Raw genomic sequence first — 16,542 nt, forward strand, 5'->3', positions numbered from 1 at the left:
GGTTCACCGCCGTCTGCGGGCAGGTAGCCCGGACAGATGCGCCAGCATCGCCTCCGGGGAAAGCGCGTGCAATGTCGTTAGTTTTTACTCAAATCACTCAGCAGAAAGGCGATACTTTGCCCGGCGACCGTCTGCTCGAGAGCGATTTTGACGATAATGGTCAGCGGCACTGAGAGCAGCATACCAACCGGCCCCAGTAGCCAGCCCCAGAAAATTAACGACAGGAACACCACCAGCGTTGATAACCCCAGCCCACGGCCCATAATGCGCGGTTCGAGGATGTTACCGAACACAAGGTTGATAATCAGATAGCCCGCCAGAACCACCAGCGCGTCGTACAAACCACCAAACACCAGCACCTGCAAAATTGGCGGGATTGCGGCGAGAACCGAACCAATATTAGGAATGTAATTCAGCGCGAAAGCTAACAGTCCCCACATAAAGGCAAAACGCACATCGAGCAGCACCAGCATTCCCCAGACCACCAGGCCGGTTACCAGACTGATGGCGGTTTTTAACACCAGGTAGTGGGAGACGCTATCGAGTGCGCGCTGAATCGCCCCCATGCCTTCCACCGGCCGCGACATCAGCTGTTGCAGCTTGGCGGGTAGCTGCGGGACTTCCAGCAGCATAAACACCACCGTCAGTAGCAGCAGGAAGATAGAGGACATGGCGTTTGAAAGCTGAGTGAGCAGACTGGTGACCAGAGTCATTACTGCGTTAGGGTCAATATATTTATTAAGCTCAACCACCGAAACGGTAAAGCCGAAGCGCTGTAGCCACGGCGCAATGGCCTGCATCGGTTCATAGAGATAGTTGCGATACTGCGGCAGGGTACGCGCCAGTTCATTGAGAGAAGTCCCCAGCGAAGCCAACAGCACGACGGCAAGCAGGACAATCAGGCCCACCAGCAGTGAAATAGCCAGCACCCGCGGTACCCGGCAGCGCACCATAAGCTGAACCAGTGGGTTAATGACTACCGCCAGAAACAGTGCCAGCACGAAAGGAACGATGATATCCGCCGCGAAGCGAATGCCGGTCAGGATGATAACCATCATGCCGAGCATGATGACCATTTTTAAGCCGTTAAGTGTGATGATGGGTTTGGCCATACCGCTCCCTGCGAAAAAAATTGAGTCTAATGTGAATTCATTGTAGACGCTGGTAAAGTCGGCGTCTCAACGCTGCGTGTCTGCTAAAAAGAAAAAAACGGCCCGCTTATTTATAATTGACGGAATGGGATCATAATGGCGAACGGGATCAGAAAAAGCTAATCAAAATCAAATTTCAGAAGTAAAGAACTGCAAAGACTTTGAGTTAAATGTAGCACTATGGTACAAATTAGCCTGTGTATAACTACCGAGGACAATTTTCATCCGCAAATGATGAGAAGCAATAGCGCGGATAATTGTGATTTTATGGACAATAAGTTCAGGATGTATATTTCTTATCACCCTGCAGTATCCCTCTTCAACTCCCGCTTCCTTGGCGAGCAGCACTGGCGCTCGGCGCTATAGTCTTCTTCTCTCTGCCTGAGCTGGCGCGCTGCGCACGGCTAAAATAACGTCAGAATTTTTCCGGTTTACTTCGCGGTAAGCCGCAATGGATTATATTCTCAAGCAGGAGAAGGGATCATGTTTTATTGGATTTTATTAGCTTTAGCTATCGTTGCTGAAATTACCGGCACGTTGTCTATGAAATGGGCTAGCGTAAGCGGTGGACACACTGGTTTTATTTTAATGCTGGTAATGATTGCGCTTTCCTATATTTTTCTCGCCTTCGCGGTGAAAAAAATCGCCCTTGGCGTGGCCTACGCCCTGTGGGAAGGGATCGGTATTTTACTGATCACTATTTTCAGCGTGCTGTTGTTTGATGAGACGCTATCGGCGATAAAAATTGCTGGCCTGGTCACCCTGGTCGTCGGGATCGTATTAATCAAGTCCGGGACGCAAAAAACGGTGAAACAGCGCAAGGAGAGAACTCATGCAACAGTTTGAGTGGGTTCACGGCGCCTGGCTGGCGCTGGCGATTGTGCTGGAAATTATCGCCAACGTTTTTCTTAAGTTTTCCGACGGCTTCCGGCGTAAATTCTACGGCGTGATGTCCTTAGCGGCGGTCCTTGGCGCATTTAGCGCGCTTTCGCAGGCGGTTAAGGGGATTGACCTGTCGGTAGCTTATGCACTGTGGGGCGGTTTCGGTATCGCGGCGACCATTGCCGCCGGTTGGATACTGTTTGGTCAACGTCTGAATTATAAAGGCTGGGCCGGTTTGTTGCTTTTGGTCGTTGGCATGGTGCTAATTAAACTCGCCTGATGTGATGCCGCCTGTGAATGCAGGCGGCAAATTCTGCCCTCTGTATTACTCTTAAAAAAGAGCCAGTTCGGCGTATCTCCTGACCGGCCATGATGAGGGCAGAACATGATTCACTCGTTAGGTTGGCGCAATATCCCCTCCGCCAGAACGCTTTCCATCATGATCTTCCTCGCCGGGATCGGCTTAATCGTGTCTGTTATTTCTCTACTCTATCTCTCTCAACATCTGATAGGCCTCAAAGCCAACGAAATCGACAAGCATCGCTCTGTGCTATCGGTGGATGGCGCAGTGCAGACCTCGGTCAACCGCGTGCTGTCGCTGGTGATGGATAACGCCATCTGGGATGATGCGGTTCATCAGACCTATGCGGAGAAGCTCGATTCGCAATGGCTTTATAATTCATGGGGATCGGGTTTTAAAATCAACAATCTTTATGATGGCACTTTCGTGCTGGACCAGCACTATCGCGTTTTGTGGGGATCGTTTCGTAGCCAGAGTTTTACCGAGCAGGATACGCAATTTTTAGGCAATGGTTTTCATGCGCTCATCTCGCAGCATGCCGCAGCGCTACGCAGCGGTAAAAGCGCTTATGCGGGCATCACCCGCACCCGCGCCGGTATTGCGTTTATCGGTATTGGTCTGATTCGCCCAACGGTTGGACGCCTGCAGGTGCATGATGATACCCGCCGCTATCTGGTGATTACCCGGCACATTAACCCGCAAATGCTCGAACGCCTTGGTGATACCTTTCAGATTCGCAATCTGCACGTCACTCCCACCGGCGGTGAATACAGTATTCCGCTGCGTACTCATGCCGGAGAGATCGTGGGTTACCTCAGCTGGCAGCCAGGACTTCCCGGTGCGGAGGCATCGCGGGCGGCATCGAACAGTATTCGGCTGATTGCTGCGGTAGCGGCTGGGCTTATCTTGCTGTTTATTCTGTTTAGCAGTCTGGGTCTTTACAAGCTAGCGCGCGGTGAAAAGCTGGCGCGCAATATCGCCATGACCGACTGGCTAAGCCGCTTGCCTAACCGCCGGGCGCTAATCGAGCGGCTGAATCAGGTTTGTGAAAATTCGCAATATCAAACGCAAAGCGTGGTGTTTATCGACCTCGACGGCTTCAAAGATGTCAATGATAACTACGGCCATGATGTTGGCGATGCGCTGATCACCCATATTGCCAAAGAGCTGCGGGAGCGCATTCCTTCCGGTGGGATGTTGGCGCGGATGGGCGGCGATGAGTTCGCGATGACAATCAGCGGGGAGCTGGCAGTCAATCAGGCGTCAGCTTTTGCCTGGGCGGTGTTGGAAATGCTGAAAGCCCCCGTCACCTTAAACGATCGCAAAATCTATATCAGCGCCAGTATTGGTATTGCCAGCGGTGTTCCGGCGACCTGCTCCAGCACAGAGCTGTTTCGCCGTGCCGATATTGCCATGTATCACTCGAAGAAAACTGGCAAAGGGCGCACGACCTGGTATGACGAAGCGCTCAGCGACGCGCGGCAGTATCAGCTCAATATCGAAAACGGCATTCGTCAGGGACTGGAAAACGATGAGTTCGATGTCTGGTATCAGCCGATTGTTAACGCCGATACGCTGGTGATGGAAGGGGTGGAAGCGCTGTTGCGCTGGCCGCGACGCCCTCAGGGGGCGCTGCCGCCGGATGCGTTTATCGGCATTGCCGAGAGCAGCGGCCTGATCTACGCCCTCGGCCAGTTTGTCCTCTATCGCGCCTGCTGTGACCTGCAGCCAATGGGCGATCTGCTGCTGTCAGTGAATATCTCTCCGGCGCAGTTTCGCGATCCGGAGTTTGAGTCGCGCGTGGTACAGGTGCTTGGACGCTGCCATTTCCCGGCCCGCCGATTGCAGCTTGAGGTCACCGAGAGCTATGTTCTGGAAAATCCCGATCGCGCGAGGGCGGCGATTGAGAATTTAAAATCGCTGGGCATTGCGGTGGCGCTGGATGATTTCGGTACCGGATATTCCAGCATCGGTTATTTACGTAGCTTCAGCTTTGACAGTCTCAAAATCGATAAATCGCTGGCCGGGCTGGTGGATGTCGATACCCAGGCGGCGGAGCTGGTGCGTGGTACCGTGCGTATTGCCGGGGCGCTAGGCATTACGGTGGTGGCGGAAGGCGTTGAAAACCAGCAACAGCTGGCGCTGCTGCGTCGTGCGGGATGCGACAGATTGCAGGGATTCTATTTCAGCGAGCCGATGCCCGTCGCTTCTTTACTACAGCTGCGTCAGCAGCAGGGCTGACCGCTTATTGGGCGGCCAGCGTTTCCAGTTTGTCGCGAAAACCAGTCACCGATATGGCTCGGTTATCCGCCCGCCAGCGATCTTTAGGTCCCGGAGCCGAACTCTGTACCGCAATAACCTGCCAACCCGCGTCGGTTTTCAGCAGCAGCGGGGAACCGCTATCGCCCGGTAAGGTGTCGCACTGATGCGACAGCACCGATGTCTGCGCCCAGCCGGTCACCACACAATCTTCATGAGTGTAGAGATTATCCAGATGATCTTCCGGATAGCCGGACTGCGTGACTTTGCGTTCAGCGGTCTTCAGCGCGGCGGTCAAATCGGCCTTGCTGCCGCTAAAAATGGGTACCGGCGTAATTCCGGAGGGGGCGTAGCGCAGCATGATAAGGCCAAAATCCCACGGTGCAGCCGCTGAGGGCACTATCCAGCCATCGCCGTCGGCCTTCAGCCGTTTACCAAGCGATGGGTCAACCCGGCCTTCAATACCGTGAATTTCATACACCCATCCCCCTTTACGCGAGATGAAGCGCAGCGCAACGGGTTTATCCGGTTTGCCTTTGGGCGGTGTAAGCAGGCAGTGCCCGGCGGTTAGCGCCATATTTGGCGCAATCAGCGTGGCGGTGCAGAGGTTACCGCTGGCGGTTTCCAGTTGCCCGATAGCATCCCACGGTGTATCTGTGGGGTTATTCACCGGTTTACGATCATCATGACCGAAAAACAGCGTCTTAATATCTTTTGCACTCATGCCATCATCGTCAGCCTGAGCTAGCGCGGGAAATAGACAAAATGAACACAGTAATAACAGTACGTCTCTACGCATATCACTCTCTGGGGAGTTAATTATGTATATTGAAAGTAGCAGCAGATTTAAGTTTATGAAAGTTAAGAATAATTTTAATGAAGTTCTAACGCCCGCAAAAGAAGAAAAAACAGCCTTTTTTTAGTAGGCGAATAGCGTAATTTCAAACGGTTAACATCGATTTTCTGCTGCGTTATTTCCGCAGAAACAGGGGCCGGAAGCAACATAAATCGTGTATCCGAACGTACAGCATCCTGTGTGGGGTAAAAAGCTTTCTTACTGCAGATTTTTCTTAAGGTGAGTGATCCAGAAGGCGATGTTACTGGTTAAACAAGAGTTATCTATAAAAGAAAAAATACTTCTTTACCTGTTTCTCAATTCCTTTCAAAGCGAAACATTTTCTCACCCAAAACGTTGTTATTGCTATCACCTTGTTGAGCAAATAGAGATGTTGTCCCGGCGATGATATCTGCAATCTCTCATTACCCGATGTACGGGAGGGTCTATGTCTAAACAAGGTATTCGCGCATTAGTTTACGTATCTCTGGTATCCGCCATGATTTGGGGCACCACGGGTTATCTGCTGGTCACGGCGGTTCATGTCTTGTAAAAAGGCGCTTGCCCCTGGCGAGTGATATTGTCAGGGAGAGACTCGGGAATATGCTGATGCAAAAAGTCGTGCAGCAACGCGATGGGCTGCGAGTTAAGCGTGTTTTTGGGCCACACCAGATAGTATCCCTCGCCGGTGGCAACGGCTGTCGAGAAGGGCAGCGCCAGCAGTCCGGCGCGGATCGCGGGTAGGTTGAGCAGTAGATCGCCAATACTGACGCCATGGCCGCTCATGGCTGCCATAGTGCCTTGTTCCAGGGTATCAAAAACGAAGCCCTGACTAATATTCGGCTGTTGTTGTTGCCCGCAATATTGCAGCCACCGCCGCCAGTCCCGACGATCGGTCGAAGGGTGAATCAGCGTGCAGGTGGCTAAATCCTGCCGGGCCTTTTGTTGCATCACCGGTGCGCAAAGCGGGATGAGCCATTCGGCAAACAGCAGACTACAGACATTATCGTCGCCAAAATTACCGTCGCCGAGCAGGATCGCGCAGTCAAACGGCTCCTGAGCGAAATCGACGCAGTCCCGGTCCATCCACAGGCTACTCATTTCAACTTCCGGGCGCTGATGCTGCTGGCGAAACTGTTGCAGAACGTCCAGTAACCAGCGCATGGTGAGGGTGGACGGCGCTTTCAGCCGTACCTTTCCCGCCTGACGGCGCAGGGTCTGACAGGCCCGGTCAATCGCCGAGAAACTCTCTTCTAATGCTTTCGCCAGCTGCCGTCCTGCGTCGGTAACCGTGACTTTTGGCCCATGGCGAAAAAAAAGCTGGCACTCAAACCACGCTTCCAGGGTGCTGACATGGCGGCTAACGGCTCCGGGCGTGACGTGTAGCGCGACGGCGGCCTTGCTAAACGAGCCAAGACGCGCGGCGGTTTCAAATGCGCGCAGAGCGTAGAGCGGCGGCAACGACATCGACTATTACTCTCTATATTGAGTAAAACTCACATTTAAGCTCACTATTTGTCGTTTTTCAACTCTGAAATCAAGGTGGAATATAGCGTCTTTATCATCGAATAGTGAGTTCAGTTCATGGATTTTTCATTGCTTACAGCCTACTGCCTGACGGTACTGGCGCTGATTGCTACGCCGGGGCCGGTGGTGTTATTGGTCACCGGAGCCGCGGCGCGCGAAGGGTATGCCAGCGCGGTACGCACAATGGTCGGGGGAAACCTGGCTTCTTTAGTATTGATTGCTGCGGCAGCCGCGATGTTGACGGGGCTGGTGGCGCTAGATCCACGAGCGTTGACGTTGCTGGCGATTGCCGGGTCGCTGTATATCATCAAGCTTGCGTTGAGTATGTTGCGCGAGAGAGCGGCACCAGGGAGCGTATCGGTGAAGCGGAGCGGGGTGATGGCAGGGTTTGTGACGGCACTAAGCAACCCGAAAGATATTCTCTTTTTTGCCGCTTTTTTTCCGCAGTTTATTCATATCACCGCCAGTATCGGTTTGAGTCTGGGGTTGTTGACAATGGTGTGGGTGATTATCGACCTGAGCGTACTGTCGCTCTATATTCTGGCGATTCGTCGCTGGTTAACGGCGCACTATGCGAGGAGGTTGACCACGATATCGGCGCTTTTCTTGTTGTTTTTGGCCCTGTATGGCTTGGGTTATAACCTCTGGCAGCTAACGGTTCAATAGAGGAAAAAGCGGCTGGCGATCAGCGCGCAGATAATCAGTAGTATCAGGATGAGCTCAAAACGATAGCGCCGCAGCATGGTGCTCTCCAGAAAAAAACGGCGCTGAAGCAGCGCCGATATCATATCAAACAGCCTAACCGGGGAGATTAAGCAGCCGGTTGTGCAGCAGGTTTAGCGGTATTGTGTTTGGTCGTTTTGTGGTGCTTTTTAGCTGCCTGTGCTTTCTGAGCTACAGGTTTAGTGGCGGCTTTTTTGTGTTTTTTAGCGGCCTGGGCTTTCTGGGCAGCAGCGGGTTTGGCTTCTGTTTTTTTGTGTTTTTTAGCAGCCTGAGCTTTCTGCTCTGCGGCCGGTTTGGCAGCGGCTTTGTGGTGTTTTTTGTGATGCGTGGTTTTCGCGGTGGTGCTGTGGGTTGCAGCAGCCGGAGCCGGAGTGGTGGTGGCAGCATCGGCAGCGAACGCAACAGAAGACAGACCCATTGCAGCGGCAACGACCAGAGCTAATACTTTTTTCATTCTGATATCCTCGAAAAGGTTTCTTGTTTCAACCCCACTGCGGGGCCGTTGAAAGAACTATATGCTTGTCTTATCGAGGTTTCCGTGAGTGTTTGGTTTCGGCGTGTAACGGTATGTACAACGCCTCTGAACAAAGGCGAAACAAGGCGTCGGGGAGATCCGACGCCGCTGTTTTACAGGTAACGTGAGGTCAAATGCTGGCGGAAAAAGGCACTATTGAGATCTTCCCCAGTGGCATGTTGAATCAGCTGAGAGGTACTGAAGCGGCTGCCGTGCTGCCAGATATTCTGCCGCAGCCAGTCGAACAGGGCGCTAAAGTTGCCGTTGGCGATGTCGCTTTCCAACTGCGGTAGCGCCCGTTTGGCGGAAGCCATCAGCTGTGCGGCGTACATTGCGCCCAGAGTGTAAGACGGGAAGTAGCCAAAGCCGCCGTCGGTCCAGTGGATATCCTGCATACAGCCATCACGGTAGTTACCGGTGGTGGAAAGACCCAACCAGTGCTGCATTTTTTCATCCCACAGCGCCGGAATATCCTCCACTTCAATATCGCCATCAATCAATGCGCGTTCGATTTCGTAACGCAGAATAACGTGTGCCGGATAGCTCACTTCATCGGCATCAACGCGGATAAAACCCGGCTTGACGCGCTGGTTCCACGCAATGAAGTTGTCGCGATTGAAGGCTGGTTGCTCACCAAAGTACTGGCGTACCGTTGGCAGCAGCCGTTGCAGGAATGCCTCGCTACGGCCCAACTGCATTTCGAAAAACAGGCTTTGTGATTCATGGATTGCCGTTGAACGGGCGAGGGCGATGGGCTGATCGAGCCAGTTACGCGGCAGATTTTGTTCATAGCGCGCGTGGCCGGTTTCGTGAATTACGCCAAACAGCGCGCTGAGCAGGTCGTTTTCGTTGTAACGCGTGGTGATGCGCACATCCTGAGGGACGCCGCCGCAGAACGGGTGAGCGCTGATGTCCAGGCGTCCGCCGTCAAAATCAAACCCTAGCACGCGCATCGCTTCCAGCCCCAGCTCGCGTTGTTCGGCGACGGGGAACGGCCCCTGCGGTTCGATGAGCGGCATCTGCGCCTGCTTCTCAACAACGTTAGCAAGTAAAGAAGGAAGCCAGGATTTGAGGTCGGCGAACAGGACGTCCAGCCGCGCGCTGGTCATATCCGGCTCGAAAATATCCAGCAGCGCGTCATAGCGAGAGCAGCCTTTGGCTTCGGCGCGGATTTGCGCCTCTTCACGGCTGAGCTTGACGACTTCGCGCAGATTTTCGGCAAATCCCTGCCAGTCGTTTGCCGGGCGCTGGCTACGCCAGGCGTGTTCGCAGTGGCTACCCGCCAGCGATTTGGCTTCAACCAGGCTTTCGGGTAGCAGCGCGGCCTGTTCATATTGACGCGTCATTTCGCGCAGATTTGCCTGTTCTACATCATTCAGTTCTTCCTGGCGGGCATTGCGTAGCCATTCGCCCACTTTTTTATCGGTCAAAATTTGATGCTGTAAAACGCCGAGTTCCGCCAGCGCTTCACCACGCGCAGCGCTGCCGCCGGGCGGCATCATGGCGAACATATCCCAGCCAGCGATGGCGGAGAGATGCGAGAAGCGTGAAAGACGCTGAAAGGTGCGAGTCAGCTGATGATAGTTTGATGCGTTATTCATATCGGGATTCTCGCCTGTTGTCAGTTAGCTGAAAGGGATGAAGTATGAAGAGTATATCGACTTTACACCATCGTAGTGCAGGACGTGCGAAATCTCATGTACAAGTGAAATCTTTGTTTTGACGATGGTTTTAGATGTGGGAAAGTGATCCACTTCATGTTGCCAATTAACGATAAAATCATGCCCGATAGCGCATTTCAGGATGGTGAATTCATCCTTAAGCATTCCCGTAGTCAAATTGAAAAAGCTGGCAGACGTATTCGCAAAGGCACAGCCTCTGAAAAGGACATCGTTATCATCCAGGAATACAGGGCGGCACACGATCGACCGATGAGGCATATTCGTAGCGCCCTGGAGCAGTTTGGCGTGGGGCAAGTCACGTCAAGGTTAAAACGTTTCCCCACCATTCTTGATAAATTATCCCGTCCCTCATTGGATGGCATGACCTCCACGACCATCAACGTGAGCCAGATGAGTGACATTGCAGGCTGCCGCGTGATTATGGACAACTATGATGATTTGGTTGAGGCTGAAATATATCGAACGGATATCGACGGGGCGATCGTTAAGCGAACAAGAGACTATTTAATTGCACCTAAAACCACCGGATATCGCGGAATTCATCGGATTTATTCCTGCGGAGGGTTTGATGTTGAAGTGCAGTTTCGCACAAAATTACAGCACGTCTGGTCAACTGCCATTGAAATTGTCGACTTGTTTGAAGGCACAAAACTTAAGACCAGCCCGCAGCAGGCTGACCCTCGCTGGCTGGAGTTTTTCAGGCTATTTAGCGAAATCCTTTACTGCAAGGATGCCGGGATTGTTACAGCGGAATTGCCGGGTAACATCAACGCTCTCAGGGCGCTGGAGTCCGAGCTTTCCGTCTATACCAAGCTGATGTCTTTTACTATCTCATCGCCGCATATCCTTGATGATTACACCGGTATTGATAGCGCGGTGATCTCTGTAACGCCTGCAGGCAAAGTGATGCAGGTCGATACCGTTTTATTCACCGAATTTGAGAAACTGGATGCGATGGCCCTGTATCAACAAAATGAGGCGAAAGGGCTCACCACCATCATGGTCAATGTGGGTGACTTCAGCAAATTACAAGAGGCCTATCCGGCCTATCAGATTGATATTAGTCAGTTCACCACCGAGTTACTGAAGATTGTGCAATAGCGCAAAATGAGGCGGTGCAGGGCGTGGTGCACAAATCTTCCAGACAACGCCGAAAGGATCGTCAATGCTGCGGTAAAGTGGAGGAGTGTATGACCAATGACTGGCTGGAGCTGCGACAGCACGCGGATTCGGGAATTGAAACGATTAAGGCGCATTTTGAAGGCCATGCCTACGACCCACACTGGCACGACAGCTATCTGGTGGGGATCACGCTGTCTGGCACCCAGCAGTTTTCTTGCCGCCGTGAACGCCATCGTAGCCATCCTGGGGGCGCATTTTTGCTGGAGCCGGGTGAGATCCACGACGGCGACGCGCCGATGGCAGGAGGATTCACCTATCTGACGTTTTACCTTGATGAAAAATGGCTCACCGATACCTTACAGGGGCTACATGAGTCGGTTCCCGGCAGCTATTCGCTGCATTTTGCCCGTACGCTGACCCGCGAGCCGCAGCTCGTGCGCGCTATCGGCGAAACTTTCAACACCCTGCACAGCAACGAGCTGCGTATTGTCCAACAGAGCTGCATGGACCATTTGTTGACCCAACTGACTGCGCATTGCCGTTGGCGCAAGAAACTGCCTTCACATGTCCAAAGCGTGGCGGTGGCCCATCGGGCACGCGATTATCTGTATGCCCATATGGGCGATAATATTGGGCTTTCCGATCTGGCTCGAGAGACGGGGACCGATCGCTTCACGTTGACCCGCTGCTTTAAGCGCGAATTTAACCTTGCGCCCCACGCCTGGCTTATTCAGTTGCGTCTGGCAAAAGCTCGACAGCTGTTGGCCTGCGGAGAGCTGCCGGTGAACGTTGCTGCGGCGCTGGGTTTTGCCGATCAGAGCCATCTTGGGCGCTGGTTTTTACGCTCATATAGGCTCACGCCTGCTCACTATCGTCGCCTGTGCACAAACCTTCCAGACGTTTCCTGAAAATATCCGCAAAGTGGTGGCTCCATAATAAAAGGAGCTACCAGTGGATTTACTGCCGTATCTGTTATTTGCTTTTGTCGCCTCAATTACGCCGGGGCCGACGAATATTCTGATTCTGGCGAATAGCCAGCGATATGGTGTAAAAGCTACGCTTTCTGCGGTGGTTGGCGCATGTGTCTCGGCCAGTCTGATTGTGATGATATCGGGAGCTGGTGCCGGGGAGCTTTTGCACCAGTATCCGCTGGTGCGGCAGATAATGAGCTGGATCGGGGCTTTATGGCTGAGCTGGCTCAGTTGGCAGCTCTTTAGCGCGCCGCCGCCGGATTTAGCTGGCGGGACGCAAAAGCGTTTTACCGCTCGCGCGGCGGCGTTGTTACAAGTGGTGAATCCGAAAACCTGGATGATGGCACTGGCGGTGGTGAGCCTGTTTGCGCCAACGGGCCAGCATCCGCTGCCGGTGATTGCGCTGATGGCGCTGTGGTTTTTATTGATATCGCTAGTTTGTCTGGTGGCGTGGGCGTGGCTTGGGCAGGTGGTCAATCGGATGTTTCGTACCGAACGTGGGTTGGTGGGTTTCCAGCGCACCATGGCGCTGCTTTTGCTGCTCTCCGCCTGGACGGGAATGCTGAAATAACCATTCTTGCGCAACCTTAAACGCCGTTAGCCACCAAAATCAGCATTATGTATTGATTAATCGGTTGCGTATTTTATGTTTAGGTCGAAATAATCCAAATGTGCGCAAAATAGCAGACTCTTTCTCTGGCCAGCGGCTAAACTCATCACAGGCGCTGGCTGCTGATGCGGGGTTGATTATGAATCCGTTTACCTGGCTGTTTATCGCACTGCTTTCCATTGATGCCTTCAGAGAGTTAATGGGTATGTCATCGGTTCTGGGAATGTGGTGAGCAACGTGGCCCGTTCAGGCCACGCTAAGACGTTTTATTTCAGACGGTTGTGTAAACACGCGCCGGTCAGAAGTGCTGCTATTAACATCAACGCGATAAACCCGCCGACGCCGTTCCAGCCGTAGTTATGCCAGAAAACCCCACCCAATGTACCCGCCATACTGGAACCCAGATAGTAGCTAAATAAATAGAGCGATGATGCCTGACCGCGCGCGCGTCGGGCCCGCGGGCCTATCCAACTGCTGGCGACCGAATGCGCGGCGAAGAACCCGGCGGAGAACAGCAGCATGCCAATAAAAATCAGCCATAGCGATGAGAACAGGGTCAGCAGCAGGCCGCCGAGCATCACCACCGTGGAGAACAACATTACCGGGCCGCGACCGTAACGCACCGTCATGGCCCCGGCTTTCGGCGAGCTCCAGGTACCGGTCAGATAGGCCACCGACAGCAGGCCAACGACCGCCTGGCTCAGCGACCATGGCGAGAGCATCAGGCGATAGCCGATGTAGTTAAACAGGGTGACAAACGACCCCATCAGCAGAAAACCTTCGAGAAACAGCAGCGGCAGGCCGCGATCGCGCCAGTGCAGACGGAAATTGATCAGCAGCGATTTCGGCCGCAGCGAGGTCGGACGAAAGTGGCGCGACTCCGGCAGGATGCGCCAGAACATGATCGCCGCGGCGAGGGCAAAACAGCTAATCACCGCCAGCGCGATGCGCCAGCCGAAGAAATCGGTGAACACCCCGGTCAACAAGCGGCCGCTCATGCCGCCAATGGAGTTACCGCTGATATACAACCCCATTGAGAACGCCACAACGCTGGGATGAATCTCTTCACTCAGATAAGTCATACCGACCGCCGCCACGCCGCTTAGCGATAGGCCGATCAATGCGCGCATAATCAGAATTCCGTGCCAGCTGGACATCATCGTCGACAGCAGAGAGCAGCACGAGGCCAGCACCAGCGCGGTAACCATCACCTGTTTGCGACCAATAGCGTCGGAAAGCGGGCCGGTAAACAGCAGGCCGACCGCCAGCATGGCTGTTGAAATCGACAGCGAAATACTACTGCTGGCCGGTGAAACGCCGAACTCGCTGGAGAGCACAGGCAGAATTGGCTGCACGCAATAGAGCAACGCAAAGGTCGCCAGTCCGGCAGAAAAGAGCGCGAGGGTAACGCGAATAAATTGCGGGGTACCGCGTTTAATAAACTGATTTGGCTGGGGAACGATAGCGTCGCTGATGTCGCTTGCCGGCACGATGTCAGCGGTAGTTGTACGGCTCACGGAAAAATCCTTGCTGATAAACAGAGAGTTAAGTGGCCTCGCAGGTCACCAGTAAAGGGTATGAAAATGTAAATATTCTGTCTAATATATTAATAATCTCAAATAAGACGTTTTAAATATGAATATTGAACTGCGTCATCTGCGCTACTTTATTGCCGTTGCCGAAGAGCTACATTTCGGTCATGCGGCGGCGCGTTTGAATATTTCCCAGCCGCCGCTTAGCCAGCAGATTCAAATCCTTGAACAGCAGATTGGCGCACGTCTGTTTGCCCGTACTAACCGCAGCGTCAGCCTGACGGAAGCAGGGAAGCAGTTTTTGGCTGATAGCCGACAGATTCTTACCCAGGTTGATGAAGCCGCCGCCCGTGCCGCCCGTTTACACCATGGTGAAACCGGTGAGCTGCGAATCGGTTTTACCTCATCGGCTCCCTTTATTAAGGCGGTATCCGACACGCTGTCGACTTTTCGCCGCCGCTATCCGGATGTGCATATCCAGACCCGGGAAACCAACACCCGGGAACAAATCGTGCCGCTTAACGAGGGAACGCTCGATCTGGGGCTGATGCGCAATACCCAGTTGCCGGATACGTTGGCCTGGGAAAGGGTGCTGCGTGAGCCGCTGCTGGCCATGGTCCCGCGTGATCATCCCCTGGCAAACCAACCGAGCGTCAGCCTGCGGGAGCTGGCTCGGGAACCGTTTGTGTTTTTTGATCCTCACGTAGGAACCGGGTTGTACGACGATATTCTGGGGCTGATGCGTCGCTATGGCTTAACGCCGGTTATCACTCAGGAGGTGGGTGAGGCGATGACCATTATTGGACTGGTCGCCGCCGGGCTTGGCGTGTCAATTCTGCCCGCATCGTTCAGGCGGGTTCAACTGTCGGAAATGCGCTGGTTACCCATTGAGGAGCAGGACGCGGTATCTGAAATGTGGCTGGTGTGGTCGAAGCATCACGAGCAGGGACAGGCGGCGCAGCGCTTTCGTGAGTCGCTCCTCGCCAGCGCTACATTAGATTTTTAGGACAAAAACCATCTAGAAATGTGCGGTAAATCACAAGGCTAAGTAAAAATTTGACGTGAAGCATTGAAGTGCTTCACCATAGCCCTCAGTTTATTTCGAAGCGCGAAAATAAAGGGAGTCAACGGTGGTAGCGGATAGTCAGCCAGGCCATATCGATCAAATAAAGCAGACCAACGCAGGCGCGGTATATCGCCTGATTGATCAGCTTGGCCCGGTGTCGCGTATCGACCTCTCGCGCTTCGCGCAGCTGGCGCCTGCCAGTATCACCAAAATCGTGCGTGAAATGCTGGAAGCGCACCTGGTGCAGGAAACCGAAATCCAGGACCCCGGCAGCCGTGGGCGTCCCGCCGTTGGGTTAATGGTGGAAACGGAAGCCTGGCACTATCTTTCCATCCGCATTAACCGCGGCGAAATCCATCTCGCCCTGCGTGATTTAAGCAGCAAGCTGGTGGTGGAAGAGCAGCTTGAACTGGCGTTACAGCATGTTCAGCCTTTTGCGACGCGCGTACTCGATCATGTTGATCAGTTTTTTATTCGTCATCAAAAAAAACTGGAACGATTAACCGCTATTGCCATCACCATGCCGGGAATTATCGACACTGAAAACGGCATCATCCACCGGATGCCATTTTATGATGATGTTAAAGATATGCCGCTTGGTGAGATCTTATCTAACCATACCGGGGTCTCGGTCTATATTCAGCATGATATCAGCGCCTGGACCATGGCTGAGTCGCTGTTTGGCGCGTCGAGAGGGGCTCGGGACGTCATTCAGGTGGTTATCGACCATAACGTTGGTGCTGGAGTCATCACCGATGGCCGCCTGCTGCATGCGGGCAGCAGCAGCCTGGTGGAAATCGGTCATACTCAGGTTGACCCTTACGGAAAACGCTGTTATTGCGGTAACCATGGCTGCCTGGAAACCATCGCCAGCGTCGAAAGCGTACTCGAACTGGCACAGGTTCGGATGGCTAAATCGATGAGCTCCATGCTGCACCAGCAGCCGTTAAGCGTAGAGTGGTTGTGTCAGGCCGCGCTGCAGGGTGACCTGCTGGCGCGGGATATTATCAGCGGCGTCGGGAACCACGTCGGGCGAATTCTGGCAATCATGGTTAACCTCTTTAACCCGCAGAAAATCCTTATTGGCTCCCCCTTCAACCTGGCGGCAGACATTCTGTTTCCGGCAATTTCTGATTGTATTCGACAACAGTCCTTACCGGCCTACAGCCGCCATATTGCGGTAGAAAGCACTCAGTTTTCTAACCGGGGAACGATGGCTGGCGCGGCTCTGGTCAAAGATGCGCTCTATAACGGATCGTTGCTGATACGACTGTTACAGGGTTAACATTTTTTCATATTCACACCAAAAATTGCGCTATCTCAAGCTGGACTTTGGCAGCTTCGCGTAGACTTTTTCCACAGTTGAC

The 16,542-nt window shown here is 53.4% G+C and carries 17 protein-coding genes; 10 read left to right on the plus strand and 7 right to left on the minus strand.

Going from position 1 to position 16,542, the window contains the following annotated elements:
• Positions 1-77: 77 nt before the first annotated feature.
• Positions 78-1,112, minus strand: a complete 1,035-nt coding sequence (locus tag QVF11_RS12940) for an AI-2E family transporter (RefSeq protein WP_110274065.1) — start codon at positions 1,110-1,112, stop codon at positions 78-80.
• Positions 1,113-1,634: 522 nt separating this feature from the next.
• Between QVF11_RS12940 and mdtJ the strand changes: the two genes are divergently transcribed.
• The 3 genes from mdtJ (at position 1,635) to QVF11_RS12955 (ending at position 4,575) form a co-directional block, all read left to right on the plus strand.
• Positions 1,635-1,997: a multidrug/spermidine efflux SMR transporter subunit MdtJ gene (mdtJ, locus tag QVF11_RS12945; protein ID WP_112214329.1), complete on the plus strand. Its 363-nt coding sequence runs from the start codon at positions 1,635-1,637 to the stop codon at positions 1,995-1,997.
• On the plus strand, positions 1,984-2,313 hold the full coding sequence (gene mdtI / locus QVF11_RS12950) for a multidrug/spermidine efflux SMR transporter subunit MdtI (RefSeq protein ID WP_142513903.1): 330 nt from the start codon (positions 1,984-1,986) through the stop codon (positions 2,311-2,313). Before mdtJ ends, mdtI begins: the two co-directional genes overlap by 14 nt.
• Before the next feature lie 105 nt (positions 2,314-2,418).
• Entirely contained in the window at positions 2,419-4,575 is a 2,157-nt protein-coding gene (locus QVF11_RS12955; protein WP_287857304.1) for a putative bifunctional diguanylate cyclase/phosphodiesterase, read from the plus strand.
• Positions 4,576-4,579: 4 nt separating this feature from the next.
• Here the strand turns inward: QVF11_RS12955 and QVF11_RS12960 are convergent, their stop codons facing one another.
• Both QVF11_RS12960 and QVF11_RS12965 read right to left on the minus strand, forming a co-directional pair.
• Positions 4,580-5,392, minus strand: a complete 813-nt coding sequence (locus tag QVF11_RS12960) for a trypsin-like serine peptidase (protein ID WP_142513901.1) — start codon at positions 5,390-5,392, stop codon at positions 4,580-4,582.
• A gap of 576 nt (positions 5,393-5,968) precedes the next feature.
• Positions 5,969-6,895 carry a LysR substrate-binding domain-containing protein gene (locus tag QVF11_RS12965; RefSeq protein ID WP_287857307.1) on the minus strand — a complete coding sequence of 309 codons (927 nt, stop codon included), beginning with the start codon at positions 6,893-6,895 and terminating at the stop codon, positions 5,969-5,971.
• Between the two features lie 117 nt (positions 6,896-7,012).
• Between QVF11_RS12965 and QVF11_RS12970 the strand changes: the two genes are divergently transcribed.
• Positions 7,013-7,621, plus strand: coding sequence for a LysE family translocator (locus QVF11_RS12970; protein ID WP_112214324.1), 609 nt, complete (start codon positions 7,013-7,015; stop codon positions 7,619-7,621).
• Here the strand turns inward: QVF11_RS12970 and ydgU are convergent.
• The 3 genes from ydgU to QVF11_RS12985 form a co-directional block, all read right to left on the minus strand.
• A complete protein-coding gene (ydgU, locus tag QVF11_RS12975) occupies positions 7,615-7,743 on the minus strand; it encodes a small membrane protein YdgU (RefSeq protein ID WP_112214323.1) in 129 nt (42 codons plus the stop codon). The genes QVF11_RS12970 and ydgU overlap by 7 nt on opposite strands.
• A gap of 23 nt (positions 7,744-7,766) precedes the next feature.
• Positions 7,767-8,132: an acid resistance repetitive basic protein Asr gene (gene asr, locus QVF11_RS12980; protein ID WP_287857310.1), complete on the minus strand. Its 366-nt coding sequence runs from the start codon at positions 8,130-8,132 to the stop codon at positions 7,767-7,769.
• A gap of 173 nt (positions 8,133-8,305) precedes the next feature.
• A complete protein-coding gene (locus QVF11_RS12985) occupies positions 8,306-9,793 on the minus strand; it encodes a carboxypeptidase M32 (protein ID WP_112214322.1) in 1,488 nt (495 codons plus the stop codon).
• A gap of 180 nt (positions 9,794-9,973) precedes the next feature.
• Between QVF11_RS12985 and QVF11_RS12990 the strand changes: the two genes are divergently transcribed.
• The 4 genes from QVF11_RS12990 (at position 9,974) to QVF11_RS13005 (ending at position 12,809) form a co-directional block, all read left to right on the plus strand.
• Entirely contained in the window at positions 9,974-10,975 is a 1,002-nt protein-coding gene (locus QVF11_RS12990; RefSeq protein ID WP_167492764.1) for a RelA/SpoT domain-containing protein, read from the plus strand.
• 89 nt (positions 10,976-11,064) lie between these two features.
• Positions 11,065-11,904, plus strand: coding sequence for an AraC family transcriptional regulator (locus QVF11_RS12995; protein WP_142513896.1), 840 nt, complete (start codon positions 11,065-11,067; stop codon positions 11,902-11,904).
• Between the two features lie 43 nt (positions 11,905-11,947).
• Positions 11,948-12,538: a LysE family translocator gene (locus tag QVF11_RS13000; RefSeq protein ID WP_287857314.1), complete on the plus strand. Its 591-nt coding sequence runs from the start codon at positions 11,948-11,950 to the stop codon at positions 12,536-12,538.
• 178 nt (positions 12,539-12,716) lie between these two features.
• A complete protein-coding gene (locus tag QVF11_RS13005) occupies positions 12,717-12,809 on the plus strand; it encodes a KPN_01571 family protein (protein WP_227016017.1) in 93 nt (30 codons plus the stop codon).
• 34 nt (positions 12,810-12,843) lie between these two features.
• Here the strand turns inward: QVF11_RS13005 and QVF11_RS13010 are convergent, their stop codons facing one another.
• Complete coding sequence (locus tag QVF11_RS13010) at positions 12,844-14,094, minus strand: MFS transporter (RefSeq protein ID WP_112214318.1); 1,251 nt, start codon at positions 14,092-14,094, stop codon at positions 12,844-12,846.
• A gap of 118 nt (positions 14,095-14,212) precedes the next feature.
• On the opposite strand from QVF11_RS13010, the gene QVF11_RS13015 reads away from it, so the two are divergent.
• Positions 14,213-15,115 carry a LysR family transcriptional regulator gene (locus QVF11_RS13015; RefSeq protein WP_112214317.1) on the plus strand — a complete coding sequence of 301 codons (903 nt, stop codon included), beginning with the start codon at positions 14,213-14,215 and terminating at the stop codon, positions 15,113-15,115.
• A gap of 124 nt (positions 15,116-15,239) precedes the next feature.
• The gene (gene mlc / locus QVF11_RS13020) at positions 15,240-16,460 is read left to right on the plus strand and encodes a sugar metabolism global transcriptional regulator Mlc (protein ID WP_110274081.1); all 1,221 of its coding nucleotides are present in this window, start codon (positions 15,240-15,242) and stop codon (positions 16,458-16,460) included.
• The last annotated feature ends 82 nt before the right edge of the window (positions 16,461-16,542 follow it).

It is taken from the genome of Klebsiella sp. (genome assembly GCF_027492335.1).
Classification (GTDB): domain Bacteria; phylum Pseudomonadota; class Gammaproteobacteria; order Enterobacterales; family Enterobacteriaceae; genus Klebsiella; species Klebsiella huaxiensis.

Excerpts from the sequence above, each read along its gene's own strand:
- QVF11_RS12940 (WP_110274065.1), bottom strand. The coding sequence starts at position 1,112 with ATGGCCAAACCCATCATCACACTTAACGGCTTAAAAATGGTCATCATG.
- mdtJ (WP_112214329.1), top strand. The coding sequence starts at position 1,635 with ATGTTTTATTGGATTTTATTAGCTTTAGCTATCGTTGCTGAAATTACC.
- mdtI (WP_142513903.1), top strand. The coding sequence starts at position 1,984 with ATGCAACAGTTTGAGTGGGTTCACGGCGCCTGGCTGGCGCTGGCGATT.
- QVF11_RS12955 (WP_287857304.1), top strand. The coding sequence starts at position 2,419 with ATGATTCACTCGTTAGGTTGGCGCAATATCCCCTCCGCCAGAACGCTT.
- QVF11_RS12960 (WP_142513901.1), bottom strand. The coding sequence starts at position 5,392 with ATGCGTAGAGACGTACTGTTATTACTGTGTTCATTTTGTCTATTTCCC.
- QVF11_RS12965 (WP_287857307.1), bottom strand. The coding sequence starts at position 6,895 with ATGTCGTTGCCGCCGCTCTACGCTCTGCGCGCATTTGAAACCGCCGCG.
- QVF11_RS12970 (WP_112214324.1), top strand. The coding sequence starts at position 7,013 with ATGGATTTTTCATTGCTTACAGCCTACTGCCTGACGGTACTGGCGCTG.
- ydgU (WP_112214323.1), bottom strand. The coding sequence starts at position 7,743 with ATGATATCGGCGCTGCTTCAGCGCCGTTTTTTTCTGGAGAGCACCATG.
- asr (WP_287857310.1), bottom strand. The coding sequence starts at position 8,132 with ATGAAAAAAGTATTAGCTCTGGTCGTTGCCGCTGCAATGGGTCTGTCT.
- QVF11_RS12985 (WP_112214322.1), bottom strand. The coding sequence starts at position 9,793 with ATGAATAACGCATCAAACTATCATCAGCTGACTCGCACCTTTCAGCGT.
- QVF11_RS12990 (WP_167492764.1), top strand. The coding sequence starts at position 9,974 with ATGCCCGATAGCGCATTTCAGGATGGTGAATTCATCCTTAAGCATTCC.
- QVF11_RS12995 (WP_142513896.1), top strand. The coding sequence starts at position 11,065 with ATGACCAATGACTGGCTGGAGCTGCGACAGCACGCGGATTCGGGAATT.
- QVF11_RS13005 (WP_227016017.1), top strand. The coding sequence starts at position 12,717 with ATGAATCCGTTTACCTGGCTGTTTATCGCACTGCTTTCCATTGATGCC.
- QVF11_RS13015 (WP_112214317.1), top strand. The coding sequence starts at position 14,213 with ATGAATATTGAACTGCGTCATCTGCGCTACTTTATTGCCGTTGCCGAA.